At 45.4% G+C, this 17,017-nt stretch carries 12 protein-coding genes; 7 read left to right on the top strand and 5 right to left on the bottom strand.

Annotated elements, in window-relative coordinates; translation table 11 throughout:
* Window positions 1-248 precede the first annotated feature (248 nt).
* The 3 genes from ACWYU8_RS12960 to hrpA all read right to left on the bottom strand — a co-directional run bounded on the left by ACWYU8_RS12960 (window position 249) and on the right by hrpA (window position 5,901).
* Window positions 249-764, bottom strand: coding sequence for a porin family protein (locus tag ACWYU8_RS12960; RefSeq protein ID WP_457520018.1), 516 nt, complete (start codon window positions 762-764; stop codon window positions 249-251).
* Window positions 765-983: 219 nt separating this feature from the next.
* Window positions 984-1,463 (bottom strand): porin family protein, encoded by a 480-nt coding sequence (locus ACWYU8_RS12955; protein WP_457520194.1) that lies wholly within the window; start codon window positions 1,461-1,463, stop codon window positions 984-986.
* A 451-nt stretch (window positions 1,464-1,914) separates the two neighbouring features.
* The gene (gene hrpA, locus ACWYU8_RS12950) at window positions 1,915-5,901 is read right to left on the bottom strand and encodes an ATP-dependent RNA helicase HrpA (protein ID WP_457520016.1); all 3,987 of its coding nucleotides are present in this window, start codon (window positions 5,899-5,901) and stop codon (window positions 1,915-1,917) included.
* Between the two features lie 186 nt (window positions 5,902-6,087).
* On the opposite strand from hrpA, the gene ACWYU8_RS12945 reads away from it, so the two are divergent.
* Window positions 6,088-6,672, top strand: coding sequence for an FMN-dependent NADH-azoreductase (locus ACWYU8_RS12945; RefSeq protein WP_457520014.1), 585 nt, complete (start codon window positions 6,088-6,090; stop codon window positions 6,670-6,672).
* Between the two features lie 101 nt (window positions 6,673-6,773).
* Here ACWYU8_RS12945 and ACWYU8_RS12940 read toward each other — a convergent pair whose 3' ends face one another.
* Window positions 6,774-7,175, bottom strand: coding sequence for a hypothetical protein (locus ACWYU8_RS12940; RefSeq protein ID WP_457520012.1), 402 nt, complete (start codon window positions 7,173-7,175; stop codon window positions 6,774-6,776).
* Window positions 7,176-7,394: 219 nt separating this feature from the next.
* On the opposite strand from ACWYU8_RS12940, the gene ACWYU8_RS12935 reads away from it, so the two are divergent.
* The 3 genes from ACWYU8_RS12935 to ACWYU8_RS12925 all read left to right on the top strand — a co-directional run bounded on the left by ACWYU8_RS12935 (window position 7,395) and on the right by ACWYU8_RS12925 (window position 10,249).
* Window positions 7,395-7,742, top strand: a complete 348-nt coding sequence (locus ACWYU8_RS12935; RefSeq protein WP_457520010.1) for a VC1380 family protein — start codon at window positions 7,395-7,397, stop codon at window positions 7,740-7,742.
* 9 nt (window positions 7,743-7,751) lie between these two features.
* Window positions 7,752-9,692, top strand: a complete 1,941-nt coding sequence (locus ACWYU8_RS12930) for an alkaline phosphatase D family protein (protein ID WP_457520009.1) — start codon at window positions 7,752-7,754, stop codon at window positions 9,690-9,692.
* Between the two features lie 104 nt (window positions 9,693-9,796).
* The gene (locus ACWYU8_RS12925) at window positions 9,797-10,249 is read left to right on the top strand and encodes a tellurite resistance TerB family protein (protein WP_457520007.1); all 453 of its coding nucleotides are present in this window, start codon (window positions 9,797-9,799) and stop codon (window positions 10,247-10,249) included.
* 194 nt (window positions 10,250-10,443) lie between these two features.
* Here the strand turns inward: ACWYU8_RS12925 and ACWYU8_RS12920 are convergent, their stop codons facing one another.
* Window positions 10,444-10,974 (bottom strand): exonuclease domain-containing protein, encoded by a 531-nt coding sequence (locus ACWYU8_RS12920; protein ID WP_457520004.1) that lies wholly within the window; start codon window positions 10,972-10,974, stop codon window positions 10,444-10,446.
* 551 nt (window positions 10,975-11,525) lie between these two features.
* Between ACWYU8_RS12920 and ACWYU8_RS12915 the strand changes: the two genes are divergently transcribed.
* The 3 genes from ACWYU8_RS12915 to ACWYU8_RS12905 are packed head-to-tail and all read left to right on the top strand — an operon-like array spanning window position 11,526 to window position 17,000.
* Window positions 11,526-12,158, top strand: coding sequence for a DUF2760 domain-containing protein (locus tag ACWYU8_RS12915; RefSeq protein ID WP_457520002.1), 633 nt, complete (start codon window positions 11,526-11,528; stop codon window positions 12,156-12,158).
* On the top strand, window positions 12,158-14,119 hold the full coding sequence (locus ACWYU8_RS12910) for an Hsp70 family protein (protein WP_457520000.1): 1,962 nt from the start codon (window positions 12,158-12,160) through the stop codon (window positions 14,117-14,119). The genes ACWYU8_RS12915 and ACWYU8_RS12910 overlap by 1 nt, the downstream gene beginning before the upstream one ends.
* A 58-nt stretch (window positions 14,120-14,177) precedes the next feature.
* Entirely contained in the window at window positions 14,178-17,000 is a 2,823-nt protein-coding gene (locus ACWYU8_RS12905) for an Hsp70 family protein (RefSeq protein ID WP_457519998.1), read from the top strand.
* The last annotated feature ends 17 nt before the right edge of the window (window positions 17,001-17,017 follow it).

Below are 17,017 nucleotides of genomic sequence, written 5' to 3'. Positions count from 1 at the left end.
AACACTAGTCACAATAACATGCAAAAATGCCTCTTTTATTGCATATAAATGACAATTCATAAGATTGGAGTCGAAGAGAGAAAAGGATATAAACTATGACATCTAATTATTATTAAATAGAAGTTCCTGTCAGAAGGAACGAAGGGAGCGGTGAGAAAGATGACACATCAAAATGGCCATACGAAAAAGTATGGCCATTAGCTTCTTAACAAATAAGACCGATAGGCAAAAACCTTTGAACGGGTTTTCTATAAGAAATGGAACGTTACGTTGCCAGTGAAGCTATCTAAAGAGTCGCTGTCGCCATCAATATCGACGCCAAAGGCTTGGTAACTCGCACCAACAGAGAGGTTATCAAACAAAAAGTACTCTGCTCCAACACCATACATGTACGATACACCGTCATCTTTATCGATTGAACTTAATGCCCCTTTGTAATCGACATTAAATGCGTTAATACCACCTTTCGCATAGATGTGGAATGGACCAAAATCGATGCTTGGTTTCACCGCCAGGTAGAATGATTCAAAATCGCCGTCGCCTTTATTTCCGTCCACAGACAACCCCACTTTACCGTGGTTAAAGTAGCCTGCTTCAATGCCAATGATCGGCAGAATACCAGTACCAACATGCACACCATAGGTTGTGTCACTTTCGCCATCAATGTCGGATTGACCTATTTGTCCACCTGCGTATAGCCATGAGTCAGCAAAAGCAGACGTTGAACACAACGTCAAAGCCAATAACGAGAGTTTTATTTTCATAGTTAAACCATCCTGTTCGATTGTTGCGCGACATCGCGCTTCCTAGCTCGTAACTGAATGACCACTATATATTGGAAAGTGTCGGGATTTTAAGATCAAATATTGAATAACTTATATTCAATTTGTTGTAGTGTGACATCAATTCAGAATGAATACCGTTTTGATGCATAAAAAAACACCGGCAATTGCCGGCGTTTGCTCGTAATTCAAAAAAGACAATTAAAGGAAGTGCAGGGATGCATTCACAGAGAATGTATCGACGTCATCTTTACCCACTGTGTAGTTCATGTAGCTTGCGCCCACAGATAATGGACCAAAAATGAAGTATTCAGCGCCTACACCGTACATTAGATCGACATCATCATCATCGCTGCCGCCTTTCACTTCCTTGTCCCACTGGTGGATACCACCTTTAGCATAAATGTGCAGTGGACCAAAATCGATACTTGGCTTAAGTGCTGCGTAGTAAGATGTCAGCTTGGTATCGTAACCGTTGATGTCAAATTCGCCGTGTTGAGTCACACCAGCTTCGATACCAATGATCGGTAGGATACCTGTACCTACGTGCACTGAGTATGCTGTATCAGTCTCACCTTTGTAGTCAGATTGACCAACACTTGCGCCACCATAAATCCAAGAATCAGCCATTGCCGCTGAAGATGCACCAAGTAGAGCCACTGCTAATAGAGTTTTTTTCATCATTTACCTTTTCACTCTTTATTATTCCCCACGTCCTTTGAAATAAGACGTTGGTACTGCAAATATACCCAAATAACCTCGAGATGCTTGGTTCAGCGAGAATGACTTGGCTCTCAGACGCGGCAACGATTTGAAGATCTAGTGGTTCTAAATCAAAAATCGTTAACAAAGGCTGTGAGTCAAGACAACTCGCCCTTCGGGAGCGTGTCACTGACACAATTTCTGCGTCAAATAACTTGGAAAGAGCTTGCTATTCCGCTGCGTTATTTTCCTTGAACTAGCATCAGTGACAACGCTCTGAATCCTGCATCTTGAAGTCATTTGGGTATATAAGGGAGGCAAAAAATTGCCTCCCAATAACTAACAAAACGATGCTAATAAAATAGTTAGCAAGGACTGTACCAATAACGCACTAACCATAAAAAACGAGTTAAGTGATTGTACTTATTGACTAACATGCATCAATCGCATTTTTGACTCGTTTATCAGAAACCGGATACGGAGTGCCTAATTGTTGAGCAAAATAGCTAACGCGCAGCTCTTCAATCATCCAACGCACTTCTTTCACGCTTTCGGGAATGACCATTCCCTTCGGAATCTTATTCAGTAACTCTTTGTAGTCGTTCGCCACAGATTCGATTTTAAGCATGTGCAAACGGTCTTTATTTGGATCGATCGGCAGTTTCTCCATACGACGCTCAATTGCGCGCATGTAGCGAAGAATATCTGGCAGACGTTTCCAGCCACACTCAGTTGCGAAACCTTTGAAGATCAAACCTTCTATTTGCGCTTTGATGTCTGATAGTGCGAACGCCATGGTAAAGTCGATCTTACCTTTCAGCTTTTTATTGATATTGAAAGCCGTCGTCAAAATGGTTTCAACCTGTTTGGCGATCTCGACTACGGTGTCACCCAGTTCAGCGCGAACGTGTTCTTTCAACGCTTCAAACTTTTCTGGTTCCCAAACCAAGCCGCCCTGCTCTTCGATAAGCTTATCTACGCCACAAGCAATACAGTCATCAATCAGATCCAGTACTTTACCATAAGGGTTGAAGTACAAACCTAGCTTGGATTTGTTCGGTAAGTTGGCATGCAGATATTTAATCGGTGATGGTACATTCAACAAAATTAATCGGCGCTGACCAGCACGCATTGCGGTAATCTGTTCGAACTCTGTTTCATAGAGTTTGATTTCAACGCTGTCTTTTGTATCAACAAGTGCCGGATACGCCTTAACGTCGTAACCACCGCGTTTCTGTTGATACACTTTCGGTAGCTCACCAAAACTCCACGTGTGCAGACCTTGCTGTTCAATATCGTCGTCAGCCACTTTAGAAAGTGTTTCCTGAACTTTATCTTTCAAGCTTTCTTTCAGTTCGTGAAGGTCTTTGTTTTCCTTCAGCTTGCGATTTCGATGGTCAACCGCGCGGAACGTAACTTTCAGGTGCTCCGGAACCTGTTCCAACTTCCAGTCTTCACGCAGCACTTCAACGCCTGTCATACGGCGTAGTTCTTTCTCAAGAGAATCAAGTAACGGCGCTTCCATCGGTGTAACTCGCGCTAAGAAAGCGTCAGCATAGTTTGGAGCAGGGACAAAGTTCTTACGAATCGTCTTTGGCAGCGATTTTATCAAACTCACGATCAGCTCATGGCGAAGCCCTGGGATCTGCCAGTCAAAACCGGCTTGTTCCACTTGGTTTAGGATTGGCAACGGCAAATGTACTGTTACACCGTCACTATCATCGCCCGGTTCAAACTGATAGCTAAGCTTGAGTTTTAAACCATTCTGGTGCCAGAAGTTCGGGTAATCCAAATCCGTAACGTGGCTGGCATCGCCCTTAAACAGCATCTCTTTTTCAAAGTTGAGCAGCTCTGGGTTTTCTTTCGATGCTTTCTTCCACCACGTGTCAAAATGTTTACCAGACACCACTTCTGTACCGACACGCTGGTCATAGAAATCAAACAACTCGTCGTCATCCACAAGAATGTCACGGCGACGAGATTTGTGTTCTAGCTCTTCGACTTCCTCGAGTAGCTTACGGTTTTGCTTAAAGAACGCGTGCTTAGTTTCCCACTCACCCTCTACCAGCGCACTACGGATGAAGATCTCACGGCTGATCGAAGCATCAATGTTCCCGTAGTTCACCAGACGTTTAGGAACGATTGGCACTCCGTATAGCATCACTTTTTCGTACGCTAACACAGCGGCGCGCTTCTTCGACCAGTGCGGCTCGCTGTAGCTGCGTTTGATGAGATGTTTAGCCAGCGGTTCAATCCACTCTGGCTGAATCTTCGCAATGATGCGGCCCCAGAGTTTTGAGGTTTCCACCAGTTCAGCAGACATGATCCACTTAGGCTGCTTCTTGAATAAGCCTGATGCCGGGAAGATATGGAAACGGGCATTACGCGCGCCCTGATATTCATTCTTCTCCTGATCTTTCATACCAATGTGAGATAACAGGCCAACCAAAATCGCACTGTGCACACCGTGGTAAGAAGCTGGCTCATCATTAAGCTTGAATTCCATTTCACGCATGGATTGGTGAATCTGGAAATAGACGTCTTGCCACTCACGTACACGCAGGTAGTTCAGGTAATCTTGTTTACACTGTTTACGGAACTGATTACCCGTCAGCGCTTTCTGTTGCTTCTGGATGTAATCCCACACGTTAACAAAAGTCAGGAAGTCGGACTCCTCATGGAAGAAACGACGATGCTTATCATCCGACGATTGCTGTTTGTCCGACGGACGCTCACGCGGGTCCTGAATCGACAATGCCGCTGCGATGATCATCACTTCTTTTAACGCGCCATATTTCGGCGCCTCAAGCACCATGCGGGCAAGACGTGGATCGATAGGCAAGCGGGCAAGTTGACGACCAACGCTTGTAAGACGCTTCTTAGGATCTTTTACTTCAGCGTTGATTGCCCCCAATTCTTCCAAGAGACGAACACCATCCTGGACATTGCGTTTATCTGGGGCTTCAACAAATGGAAACGCTTGAATATCACCCAAGCCCAACGCTGTCATCTGCAAGATAACTGAAGCAAGGTTGGTACGCAGAATTTCCGGATCGGTAAACTCTGGGCGTGATTCAAAATCTTCCTCAGAGTACAGACGAATACATATACCCTCTTCCACACGACCACAGCGACCTTTACGCTGATTGGCACTGGCCTGAGAAATAGGCTCAATAGGAAGACGCTGCACTTTAGTCCGGTAACTGTATCGGCTGATACGTGCCGTACCCGGATCGATAACGTACTTGATGCCCGGAACGGTTAGCGAGGTTTCCGCAACGTTGGTTGCGAGTACGATACGGCGGCCGGTGTGCGGTTGGAAAATTTTGTTCTGCTCGCCTGCCGAAAGACGTGCATACAACGGAACGATTTCGGTACTTTTCAGGTTTCGTTTTGAAAGCGCATCTGCAGTGTCACGGATTTCACGTTCACCGTTCATAAAGATCAGGATATCGCCCAAACCTTCATCGCATAGTTCATCAACCGCTTCGAAGATACCTTCTAGCTGGTCGCGATCGCTGTCTTCATCACCGCTTAGTGGGCGGTAACGAGTTTCTACTGGGTACGTACGGCCAGACACTTCAATAATTGGTGCATTATTGAAGTGGTTAGAGAAACGTTCTGGGTCGATGGTTGCCGACGTGATGATCACTTTTAAGTCAGGACGTCGTGGCAGAAGCTCTTTCAAATAACCCAAAATGAAATCGATATTCAGACTGCGCTCGTGCGCTTCATCGATAATGATGGTGTCATATTGATTCAAGAAACGGTCATGCTGAATCTCAGCCAGCAAAATACCGTCTGTCATCAGTTTGATTTGCGTGTTTTCAGAGATTTGATCGTTAAATCGAACTTTGTAACCAACAAAATCACCGAGTTTGTTTTCCATCTCTTCCGCGATGCGGTTTGCGACCGAACGAGCTGCAAGACGACGCGGCTGTGTATGACCAATCAGACCAAATTTGCCACGGCCAAGTTCCGCACAGATTTTCGGCAACTGCGTAGTTTTACCTGACCCCGTTTCACCTGCGACGATAACCACTTGGTTTTCTTCAATCGCCTTAGCGATGTCGTCTTTCTTCTGACTGACTGGCAGAATTTCCGGGTATTCGATTTTCGGCTGGAAGTTAACACGTTGCTCCGCTTCCATCATCGATTTGGCAATGTCTAACGCGATTTCATCAAAAACGACATTACGAGACGCGTCTTTCTGGATTTTACTCGCACCGGAAATACGTTTACTTAAACGAAAGCGGTCCCGCATCATACACTGGTGAAGTGCCTTGCGTAGTGATGCCGCACTGTTCATTTGAGCGTGAGGCGCTTTAGCATGGTTCGCTGGAGCCTTTTTCTCACCATTTACTGGTGCAGGTTGCTCTTCTGCGGATGTTTTCTTTGTGGGCTGTGACGAAGTCAAAGCGTTTCCTATTCTTTTCATTACATAAAACTGCGCGGATTGTATCACACTAGATACAAAACAAGACAACCGAAAGGTCATTCAATTTTTTCGAACATCTTAAGCAAACCAGTCGGCTTCAGAACCTAAGTTCACTCTTTATAATGCATCACATAGTCTGAAGCACTTATTTAAGGAATAACCATTATGTCTCGTGTACTCGCTCTAAAATCAAGCATCCTTGGCGACAACTCGCAATCTAATAAATTGGTTGAAGAGTTCATCAAAAATGTAGCTCAAGACAAACTAACCGTTCGTGACCTAGCAGCTAAGCCCCTGCCAGTCTTAGATCTTACTGTTGCTACGGCACTTCGCTCGACAGGTGACCTTTCTCAAGAGCAACAAGACGTATTGAATTTGTCAAATACACTAATTGAAGAAGTTAAAGCTGCAGATACACTAGTGATTGCAGCACCGATGTACAACTTCACTATCCCGACTCAGCTTAAAAACTGGATTGACTTAATTGCTCGTGCGGGTGTGACATTTAAGTACACAGAAAATGGCGTTCAAGGTCTGTTCGAAAATAAAAAAGCGATCGTCGTAACGACTCGTGGCGGTGTTCACAAAGACACCGCGACAGACAATGTTACTCCGTACCTACGTACCGTACTTGGTTTCGTTGGTATTGCTGATGTAGAGTTTGTTTACGCAGAAGCGCTAAACATGGGTGAAGATGCCGCAGCTAAAGGTATCACTGAAGCTCAAAGCAAACTGGCAACACTGGCTTAAGTATCACTCAAAAGCTTACAATTTCAAAAGGGATGGCTAACTGCCGTCCCTTTTTTGTTTCATGCCATTCGCAGTCTTATATTTAGAATACGCCTATTTGGTTACGTGCCTTCTGTATCATCACCAAACTCTTTCTCTATGTTTTCGATTGCATCGGCGTAGAGTTGTTCTAACACTTCTTCGGCTTCTTTTACCATGTTGTCTATTAAAGCATTGAAAGCAACATCACTTGGGATCTCGAGCTTATCTCCTACACTGACTTCTAATGACTTAGAGTAAAGCACCAGCCAACCATCACTTTCTAGATGGCCTTCTCCGTGGACAGCAAAAAAGCGCTTAGCAAACTCAGCATTGGTGCAGTTATCACCTTCGATTTGGATATCGAATGAAGAATCGATGTGCATGCTTCTCTGACCGTCGCATTCCTCAAACGGCTCACATACCGCTTTGACTTTGGCACGGTAAACAAAGTTTAACTGAGATAATTGTATTGTCGTTTTCATGCCAAATAGCATGGGTGAAAAGTGGCTTTGCAACAAATCCGACCTTTACATATTGTTTTGAAATGAGAAGAAAAACCATCAATGACGTAAAGTTGATGGATAAGAAAGCAATCATTGGCCAATATTGACTTTAAGCTTATGTTTGCAGGATCTTAGCCGATATAATAGCGGGTGTTGCAAATAAAGTAACCGTTTGAAATTAACCATAATGAATCACAAGTGAAAGCATCAGAGCTCATTTCCATCCTCAATAATTTGCCGACCAACACAGACCCAGATATTGTAATGGGAGAAGATTGGCTACCAGAAAGGTTGGTAGAAACCCATCTTGATGGCAATTTACTATTTTTGAACTTCGATAATGCACCAGAGGAATCTCAGGGTGAGGATGAAGGCCGTGGTTTCGTTGACCATGAAATTGACCTAATCCGCACTCGACTACAACAAATTCTGGATGAAGACTGTGATAACGTTTCGAAAGCAAACGCCATGTTAGATTTATTTCTCGTAGGCCACGAACTGAGTAGCTCACAAGTAATAGAAGTATTAGAAATATCAGATAAATAAGGAACCAATTTGGCTGCATCGTTAGACAGTACCCCACTCACTAACCTTCCTCTTGTCATAGCGGGACCGATACTCCGAAAAGTGACTACCGCAGAAGTTAACCTGTGGCTGGTCACCACAAAGCCTTTACAAGGATTGATAGAGGTCATCGATGCACATTCTGATGTTTCTTATTATTCGGGGGATCTTGCGCAACTCACCCAACTTCAGATTGGCCAACAAGCGTGGGTTTGTTTACTGTCTTTAAAAACAGATTTCCCGGCACATCAAGCTCTTCGATACCAGCTCCATACGCAAGATGGATTGCTGACCGATCTTTTGCCTCATATAAACTACGAGCAAGATGTTAAAGCCCATAAAGGAATCGAATTTTTAATCAGCAAGAAGGCAGATTACATCCTTCACGGATCTTGTCGTAACCCACATCACTTCAGTGAAGACGCATTAGTTGCGGCGGATGCGAAACTGGCCAGCCAAAGTATAGAGTTACGTCCGGATATGCTGATTATGAGCGGCGACCAGATTTACGTAGACCACGTTGCCGGGCCTACTTTGGATGCAATTGAGCAAATCATCCAGTTACTTGGTTTACCGGATGAGCAGTTCGAAGAAGCGCCAATTTCAGACACCAAAGCGCTTTATCAACATCCCGCCTGTTATTATGGCCGCGATAAATTGCTGCCACATTACGTTGATGACGGAAGTCTGCTAAGTAAATTCTTCCCTCACCGTGGAGCACCTATTTTTAGCTCGAAAGAGTGTGAGAATCACCTGATCAGTTTTGCAGAATGCTTTGCCATGTACTTACTGGTTTGGTCACCGACGTTATGGACGTTGATAAATCGAGACCGTTTGCTGGAACAAAAGTTTGATGTCGGTGGCAACACACTAGATCCTAACTGGCAACAGCAATGGCGGGATGAAAAGGTTCAAATAGATAAATTCGTTGAAGGGCTAGATCGCGTTCAGCGCCTTCTTGCTCACATCCCCACTTATATGATTTTCGATGATCACGATGTCACCGATGACTGGAACCTGACTATCGGTTGGGAACACGCAGCGTACAGCAACCGTTTTGCCAAGCGCATAATCGGCAACAGCCTTATCGCGTATTGGTTCTGTCAGGGTTGGGGTAACTCGCCGGAGAAATTCGACGACCAATTTATGAAACGTATCAACGAGTTTGTTGAACAAGGCTCGACGGAGGCCCAAGATACCCTGATTCAATATCTGTATCGCTTCGAAGACTGGCATTACACCATTCCAACCTCCCCTAAAGTTGTCGTATTAGATACCCGAACTCGTCGTTGGCGATCTGAGTCGAAGATGAACAAACCATCCGGCTTAATGGATTGGGAAGCCTTGATTGAGTTTCACCAGGAACTCATCCATGAAGACAAAGTCATCATCGTTTCTGCTGCGCCAATGTTTGGTGTGAAATTTATCGAATCCCTGCAACGTGTGTTTACCGCGTTCGGCAAACCATTATTGGTCGATGCGGAAAACTGGATGGCCCATCCGGGCAGTGCGAATACACTCATTAGTATCTTCACTCACACGAAAACACCAACGAACTTTGTTATTTTGTCCGGTGATGTCCACTACTCTTTTGCCTACGACATAAAATTACGCTACCGAAAAAACAGTCCGAATATCTATCAAATCACGTGCAGCGGTATTAAGAACCAATTTCCAAGCAGATTACTAACCATCTGTGACGCACTCGATAGATTGCTGTATAGCCCTCGTTCACCTTTAAACTGGTTTACTAAACGTAAACGTCTCAAGATATATAAACGGGCACCAAGCACACACAATTTCTATCGCTTAGTTAACCACTGTGCGATCGGCGAGTTGCATCTTGATGATGACGGTAAGCCGCGTCATATCAGCATATTAACGGGTGATAATGAGGAAATTCATTTCCCACCTACGAAAATCGAAACGTAAAGAATTCGTAATTTCAGCGACTGCCCCTTGAGATTTAAGTCACAAATGACCATCTTAAATGTATAGTTATCAGCAAAAACACAGTTATCAGCTTGGTGTCCAATATGTTTAATTCCCTAACTTCTCTGTTTAAGCAGCTTCTCGATGGTTCCGACTTAACACAAACCAATACTTTATCCCCAAACATGGCAATTGCCTGCTTGCTCTGCGAAGTTTCTGGTGCTGACCATAACGTTGATGAAAAAGAGCAAGAAACGAAACATGCATTGCTAATGAGATTGCTATCATTGAGCGCTGAAGAGGCGACGCTTTTACTTGAACAAGCAACACGAAAAACCAAAGATGCGACGTCTTTATACGACTTCACCTCTCAACTCAGAGAGCTGACTCAAGAAACCCGTTACAGCCTGATAAAAAGCATGTGGGAAGTAGCGTATGCCGATGGGGAAATCGATCCACTCGAAGATGCAGTGATCCGCAAAACTGCCGAGTTGTTGTATGTCGACCACCGAGACTTCATCCGTGCAAAGCTACAATCCACAGATAACAACCAATAAAAAACGCGCTGTATAGGCGCGTTTTTGCATAGAGGCCAACTTGTTGTTATACCAATCGTAGTAAATAACTGGTCAAGGTCTGGAATTGTTTGACAGGCTCCAAATTACCGGCCTTACATGACAGAAAAACAACGATTGAATTAAATTGCCGTTACAAACCTTATGCTTGCTGACTGCGGTCTCTGCATTCGTGCTCAAAGCATTGTCAGTGCAAGCTTAGCTAAGTTATATGCGTCAACGTAACCAGAGTGTTGGCGACCTTCCCAGTCAATACCTTTTGCTTCTTGAGCTGCCCGATGGCCGATACGTTTCTCTTTTAGACGATTTTGTATCCGATACAGTGTCGAGAGATTTAAAAACTCGGTAAACGGAGCTTCGATCCCTTTTTGCTTGCACTCTTCGAGTAGAATCTTGTCATCACGCCCCCACGAAGCGTAAATTTTGTTCCGACCGCCGAAGTTCTTAACCATAGATTTCAACACTTCTTCCAGTGGACGGCCCTGTTTCTCTATTTTACGTGGCGTAATTCCCGTTAGCTCTGCACAAAATAGTGAGACTTCGTCGTGTTCCGGTTTGACATAGTATTGAGCGCGCTTAACGATCTCACCTTTGGACAAATCTATTTCAGCCAACCCAACTTCGATGATCTCTCCTGTGCTGCCGACGCCATTCTCGTTCCAGCAACACATTTCTAAGTCGAAGCATACGATACGGTTATGATTCATAGTTTGTCTTGATCCCTAAACTCAGATTTTAAAGCGTGAGATTCTACCTTAATGCCATGCAAAACTCGAATTTGCTCGCCGAATTAATCACCGCTTGTCGGGCTTTACAGCGACTTTCTTCGACTAAAAAGTCAAATTGCCATTTTGCAGCTCCAAGTCGGTGAACATTTATACCAATGAAATCTCCCTAGTCCGATTCAATCAGTAGAAACAAACCATTATGTAAAAGCACGTCTGGTTTATACTCAAATAATGATTTTTATATCCAAAAGCGCTCATACATAGCGTTGCCGTTAACACTGATTCAATATCATTGATCGAGGAAATATTGTGAAACTAGCAAGCAATGTGCTTTCAAGTGAGTGCCAATCGTTGATTTTTCGCGCTAATCGTTCGGTAAAGTTACGAATTATTACAGCGTTAAGCCTTGAATATGCTAACATCCGTCATCATTTTAGTGTCTAAACTTGGTGCAAGATCGCAAAGACGATCAATTAAATTAACACATTGAGCCTATGCACCAATGAATCAATAGAAAGAGAAAAAACGTCATGAACATTGATTTGAACCTAATTCCTCAAACGTTCGATATGCTTCACGCTGGTCTGGCTGCTTCGAGCGTATTACTTCTTTTGGTTGCTGTATCACGTAAATCCAAAGTGATTGAAAAAGTGGTCGAAAAACCGGTTGAGAAAATCGTCGAGGTTGAAAAACCTGTCGAGAAGATCGTTGAAGTTGAAAAAGTAGTGGAAGTAGAAAAAGTAATAGAAAAAGTGGTTGAGGTTGAATCTAAACTAGCAACCGCTTCTACCGACTCTGCAATGCAACTGCTCTCTATCATGCAGCAAGAAGCTCGCCTGATTGACTTCCTTAAAGAAGACTTAACTTCATTCTCTGATGAAGAAGTAGGCGCAGCAGCTCGCGTCATCCACACTGGTGGTCAAAAAGTATTGAACGATTACGTAACACTTGCAAACGTACGTAATGAAGAAGAAGAAACTCGCATCACTGTTGAAGAAGGCTTCAACCCGCAAGAAATCCGCTTAACTGGCAACGTAACAGGTAGCGCGCCTTTCCACGGAACACTCGTTCACAAAGGTTGGAAAGCAACGTCTATGAACTTGCCTAAACTGGCGGAGAACTATGACGCATCAGTGATCGCTCCAGCTGAGGTTGAGCTGTAATGGAACACATGAACCAAGAATCCGTTTCTCAAGAAGAAAACATTCAAGAGATTGCAGAGCAGCAGTCTCCTCAATTCAGCGTTGGTATCGACTTAGGTACAACACACTGTGTGATGTCTTTCGTTGATGCTCACGATGAAGACGCTCGTGTAGAAGTGATACCGATTCCGCAATTGACAGCGCCTGGCACGGTAGAAACTCGCAGCCAACTTGGCTCGTTTCTATACCAACCACACGAACATGAAATGAACCCGCAGTCTCGCGTACTGCCTTGGTCTAGCGAACCAAAAGCATTGGTTGGTGCAATTGCTCGCAACCTGGGTTCCAAGACACCTATCCGCTTGGTTGCCAGTGCAAAATCTTGGCTTTGCCACGCTGGCGTAAACCGTCGCGATGCATTCCTTCCTGCTGGCAGCCCAGAAGAAGTAGAGAAAGTATCGCCGCTTCGCGCAACTGAGCTTTACCTTGAGCACCTAAAAGATGCTTGGAATCACAAACATCCAAATCACAAACTTGCCGATCAAGATGTGACGATTACTGTTCCAGCATCATTTGATCCTGCCGCACGCGATTTGACGGCAGAAGCAGCACGTAATGTTGGCTTTGTGCATCTGACGCTTTTAGAAGAACCTCAGGCTGCGCTATACAACTGGATCGATAACAGCAACGACAAATGGCGTGATGAAGTTGAAGTTGGTGACATCGTTCTAGTGGTCGATATCGGTGGCGGTACGACGGACCTTTCTTTGGTCGAAGTAACCGAAGATGACGGCAACCTGACTCTGAAACGCATCGCTGTAGGTGAACATATCCTACTTGGCGGTGACAACATGGATCTTGCTCTTGCGTACCGTCTAAAAATGAAGCTAGCGCAAGAAGGTAAAGAGCTGCAACCTTGGCAAGTTCAGGCAATGACTCACGCATGTCGTGATGCAAAAGAAGCACTACTGAACGACAGCGAGATGCAATCTGTGCCAATCGTTGTTCCTAGTCGTGGTTCTAAACTACTAGGCGCGACGCTGAAAACAGAATTGACTCAAGAAGAAGTGCAACAAACCTTGGTTGACGGCTTCTTCCCTCAAGTTGCAATTACTGACCACCCAGTTCAACGTAACCGTGGTGCACTAACACAAATGGGTCTGCCTTACGCACAAGATGCAGGTATCACTCGTCACATTGCCGCGTTTTTGTCTAAACAAGCAAATGCGCAAGGTGGTGCTGAATCTGCACCAGCGCAAGACTACAATCCGTTTGCAAATATGCCAGGTATGCCGGGCGCTGACACTGCGCAATCAACGGATTTCATCAAACCAACCGCTATTCTATTTAACGGTGGTGTACTGAAGTCAACGCTATTGGCTTCTCGCTTAGAAGACACCATTAACGAATGGTTGCTTGAAGCAGATGCTGAAATGGCTAAACGCCTGACTGGCGTTGATCTTGATCTTGCAGTCGCAAGCGGTGCGGCTTACTACGGCTCGGTTCGTCGTGGTCAAGGTGTTCGCATCCGCGGTGGTATTGCTTCGGCGTACTATGTGGGTATCGAAAGCGCGATGCCAGCGATTCCGGGCATGGCTCCTCCAATGGAAGCACTTTGCGTGGCCCCATTCGGCATGGAAGAAGGTTCAAGTGTTGACGTACCAAGCCAGGAGTTTGGCTTGATCATCGGCCAACCAGTAAACTTCCAGTTCTTTGGTTCAACAGTACGTCGTGATGACCTCGCAGGTACTCATCTTGACCACTGGGCTCCGGAAGAGCTTGAAGAACTACCAGAAATTCAAGTTACGCTGCCAGTGTCTGAAGGACGTCGTGAAGGTGAAGTGGTTCCTGTTACTCTTGCTTCTCGCGTCACCGAACTTGGCACGCTTTACCTAGAAGCCATTGCCGCAGATAACGGTCAAAAATGGCACGTTGAGTTCGATGTCCGCGAAGACGCGAAAAGCGACTCAATCGAAGAATAATAAGTAGAAATCAAACGGCATCCAATCGGGTGCCGTTTTTAAATTCACGAAGGTTTGTATGGCATCTCCTCGTTTTCTTGTTGGTATTGACCTCGGCACCACAAACACTGTGGTAGCCTACTGTGAAATTACCGACAACCTTGAACAATCCGAAGTTTCCCTATTTAACATCGACCAACTGATTGGTCCTGGTGAAGTGGTTCGTAAACCGCTGTTACCTTCTTTCCGCTACCATCCAGCTAACGGGCAAATCTCTTCTTCTGATTTAACCCTGCCGTGGGAAAACGAGCCTGTTTCTGGCGACATCAAAAATGCCATTATTGGCGAATGGGCACGTGAGTTAGGTGCAAAAGTCGAAGGCCGTCAGGTATCTAGTGCGAAAAGTTGGCTCTCCCACCAAGCCGTGGATCGTAGCTCCGACATTCTTCCCTGGGCTGGAGCACAAGACGTAGATAAAGTCTCGCCAGTCATCGCCAGCGCAAGTTATCTAAACCACATTCGACAAGCGTGGAACTATCGTCATCCAAGTAACAAGCTGGAAGATCAAGACGTCGTGGTTACCGTACCAGCCTCATTTGATGAGACCGCACGAAAGCTCACGCTTGAAGCCGCAGAGCTTGCCGGTTTAAATAAAATAGTCCTGCTCGAAGAGCCACAAGCAGTATGTTACGACTGGTATGCGCGCCACCAACAAACAGCGGCAGACGAGCTTAAAGAGTTGCCTCTGATCCTTGTCTGCGACGTGGGTGGCGGTACGACTGACTTAAGTTTAATTGAAGCTAAGTTCAATGAAGAAGAACTGACCCTAGACCGTATTGGCGTCGGCGACCACCTTATGTTGGGCGGCGATAACCTTGACCTAGCATTAGCACATCTGGCTGAAAGTCGCTTTACCCTAAATAAAGGGGAACAGAGCAAAAAGCTGACTGCCGCAAGCCTCACTAAGCTGATTCAGCAGACCCGCAAAGCGAAAGAAAACCTGCTTTCAGCAAGTGCACCAGAAGACGTAAAAATCACCATGCTTGGCAGCGGCTCTAAGTTACTTGGAGGCACGAAGAGCATTGCGCTAAGTAAACAAGAAGTACACCAAATCGCGCTCGATGGATTCTTCCCACTTTCTGATTTTAGTGAAGTTCCCGACAAACGCCGTAGTGCGGTAGTAGAATTCGGACTACCTTACGTTGCAGACCCTGCGGTGAGTAAACATGTTGCTGAGTTTTTATCTCAACATCAGCAAGTATCTCGCGCGGCGCTTGGCATTGAAGACGAAAATCAAAACGCGATTCCGGTTGGCTTATTGCTGAACGGTGGCGTATTTAATAGTGACCTTGTCACACAACGTGTCACTACCCTACTTTCCAACTGGCGTGGCGCGCCTGTGACCGTGCTGGATAACCCTCATCCTGACTGGTCAGTCGCACTTGGTGCTGTTGCCTTTGGTAAAGCGCGCCGTGGAGCACAACTAAAAATCGGTGGTGGTGCCGCTCGTTCTTACTTCCTGCACTTGCAAGAGAAAAATAAAATGGGCAAGGCCCTATGTCTGCTTGCTAAGGGTACAGAAGAAGGTCATGAAATTCGTCTCAGCGGGCGTCGATTCTCTCTGACGTTAGGTGAACCTGTTCGCTTCAATCTTCTGACTTCGACCCACGACACACTGGCAAACAACACCGCTATTCAAAACGGTGTGATGGTTGATGTCGATCCGGACTTATTTGTCCCCTTACCTCCTTATATCACCACATTAGAAGGTGAAGGAGCTGAGCTTCATGCTAACCAGAAAGAACGTGTAGAGGTACAACTTGCTTGTCAATTGACAGAAGTAGGCACATTGAAAATGGAATGTGTCAGTGCAGAAGACGACAGTAAACGCTGGAGATTAGAGTTTGAAGTTCGTAATAAACAAGCAGACGACAGCGATGAAGTACAGCTTCATCCGAGATTGAATGAATGTAAAGAGCTAGTTGCCCGTCTTTACAGTGGCAACAAGAAAAGTGCTGACAGCGCAGAGATCAAAACGTTAGCTAAAGATCTCGAGAAAAAGCTCGGCAAGCGTGACGACTGGGACTTCACTACCCTGCGTCAGTTGTTTGATGCATTTGCTCAGGGCAGAAAACGTCGCCGCCGTTCAGAGCAACATGAAAAAAACTGGCTTCGTCTTGCAGGTTTCGCCCTGCGTCCTGGTTTTGGAGACGCGACTGACTCTTGGCGTATCGAGCAAGTATGGGGGCTTTACCAACAAGACATTCAATTTAAGAACCATCAAGGTTGGACTGACTGGTGGGTTTTCTGGCGCCGAATTGCCGGTGGCCTTAGCCAAGAGCAGCAGGAAACGATTCTGGCAGACATCGCCAAGTACTTGCATCCTGGTGCGATGAAGAATCCCCAATCCGCCAAAGCTGCACAAGAAATGGGCTATGAATCGATGGTGCGTCTATCTGCTTCTCTCGAACATCTGGAAGTTGAAGATAAAGTATTGCTGGCAACCTGGTTCCTGAGCAAAGCCATCAACCACAATCAATTCCAGCAGGCTCACTGGTGGGCAATGGGTCGACTTGCATCTCGTACTCCTCTATACGGCAGCCAGCACAGTGTGATACCCCGTGAGCAAGCAGAACAGTGGCTTCCAAAACTGTTAGAGCAAAACTGGCAAAAAGAGCCAATGATCGCGTTTGCAGCGGTAATGATTTGTCGTAAAACGGGTGACCGATTGTTCGATATTTCAGATGACTACCGCGAGAAGGTGCTGGAGAAACTGAAACAGAGTAAAGTGCCTGACTCTTGGGTTTCGTTGGTTGAAGAAGTGAAAGAGCTTTCAGAAAGCGAATCCAAACGTGTCTTTGGTGACGCTCTTCCAAGTGGTTTAACATTGGTTCATCACTAAAGCTTATCTCTGTAAGA

Source organism: Vibrio limimangrovi, assembly GCF_054064025.1.
Note: the sequence above shows the minus strand (reverse complement) of the source record. Positions and strands in the feature narration are given on the sequence as shown.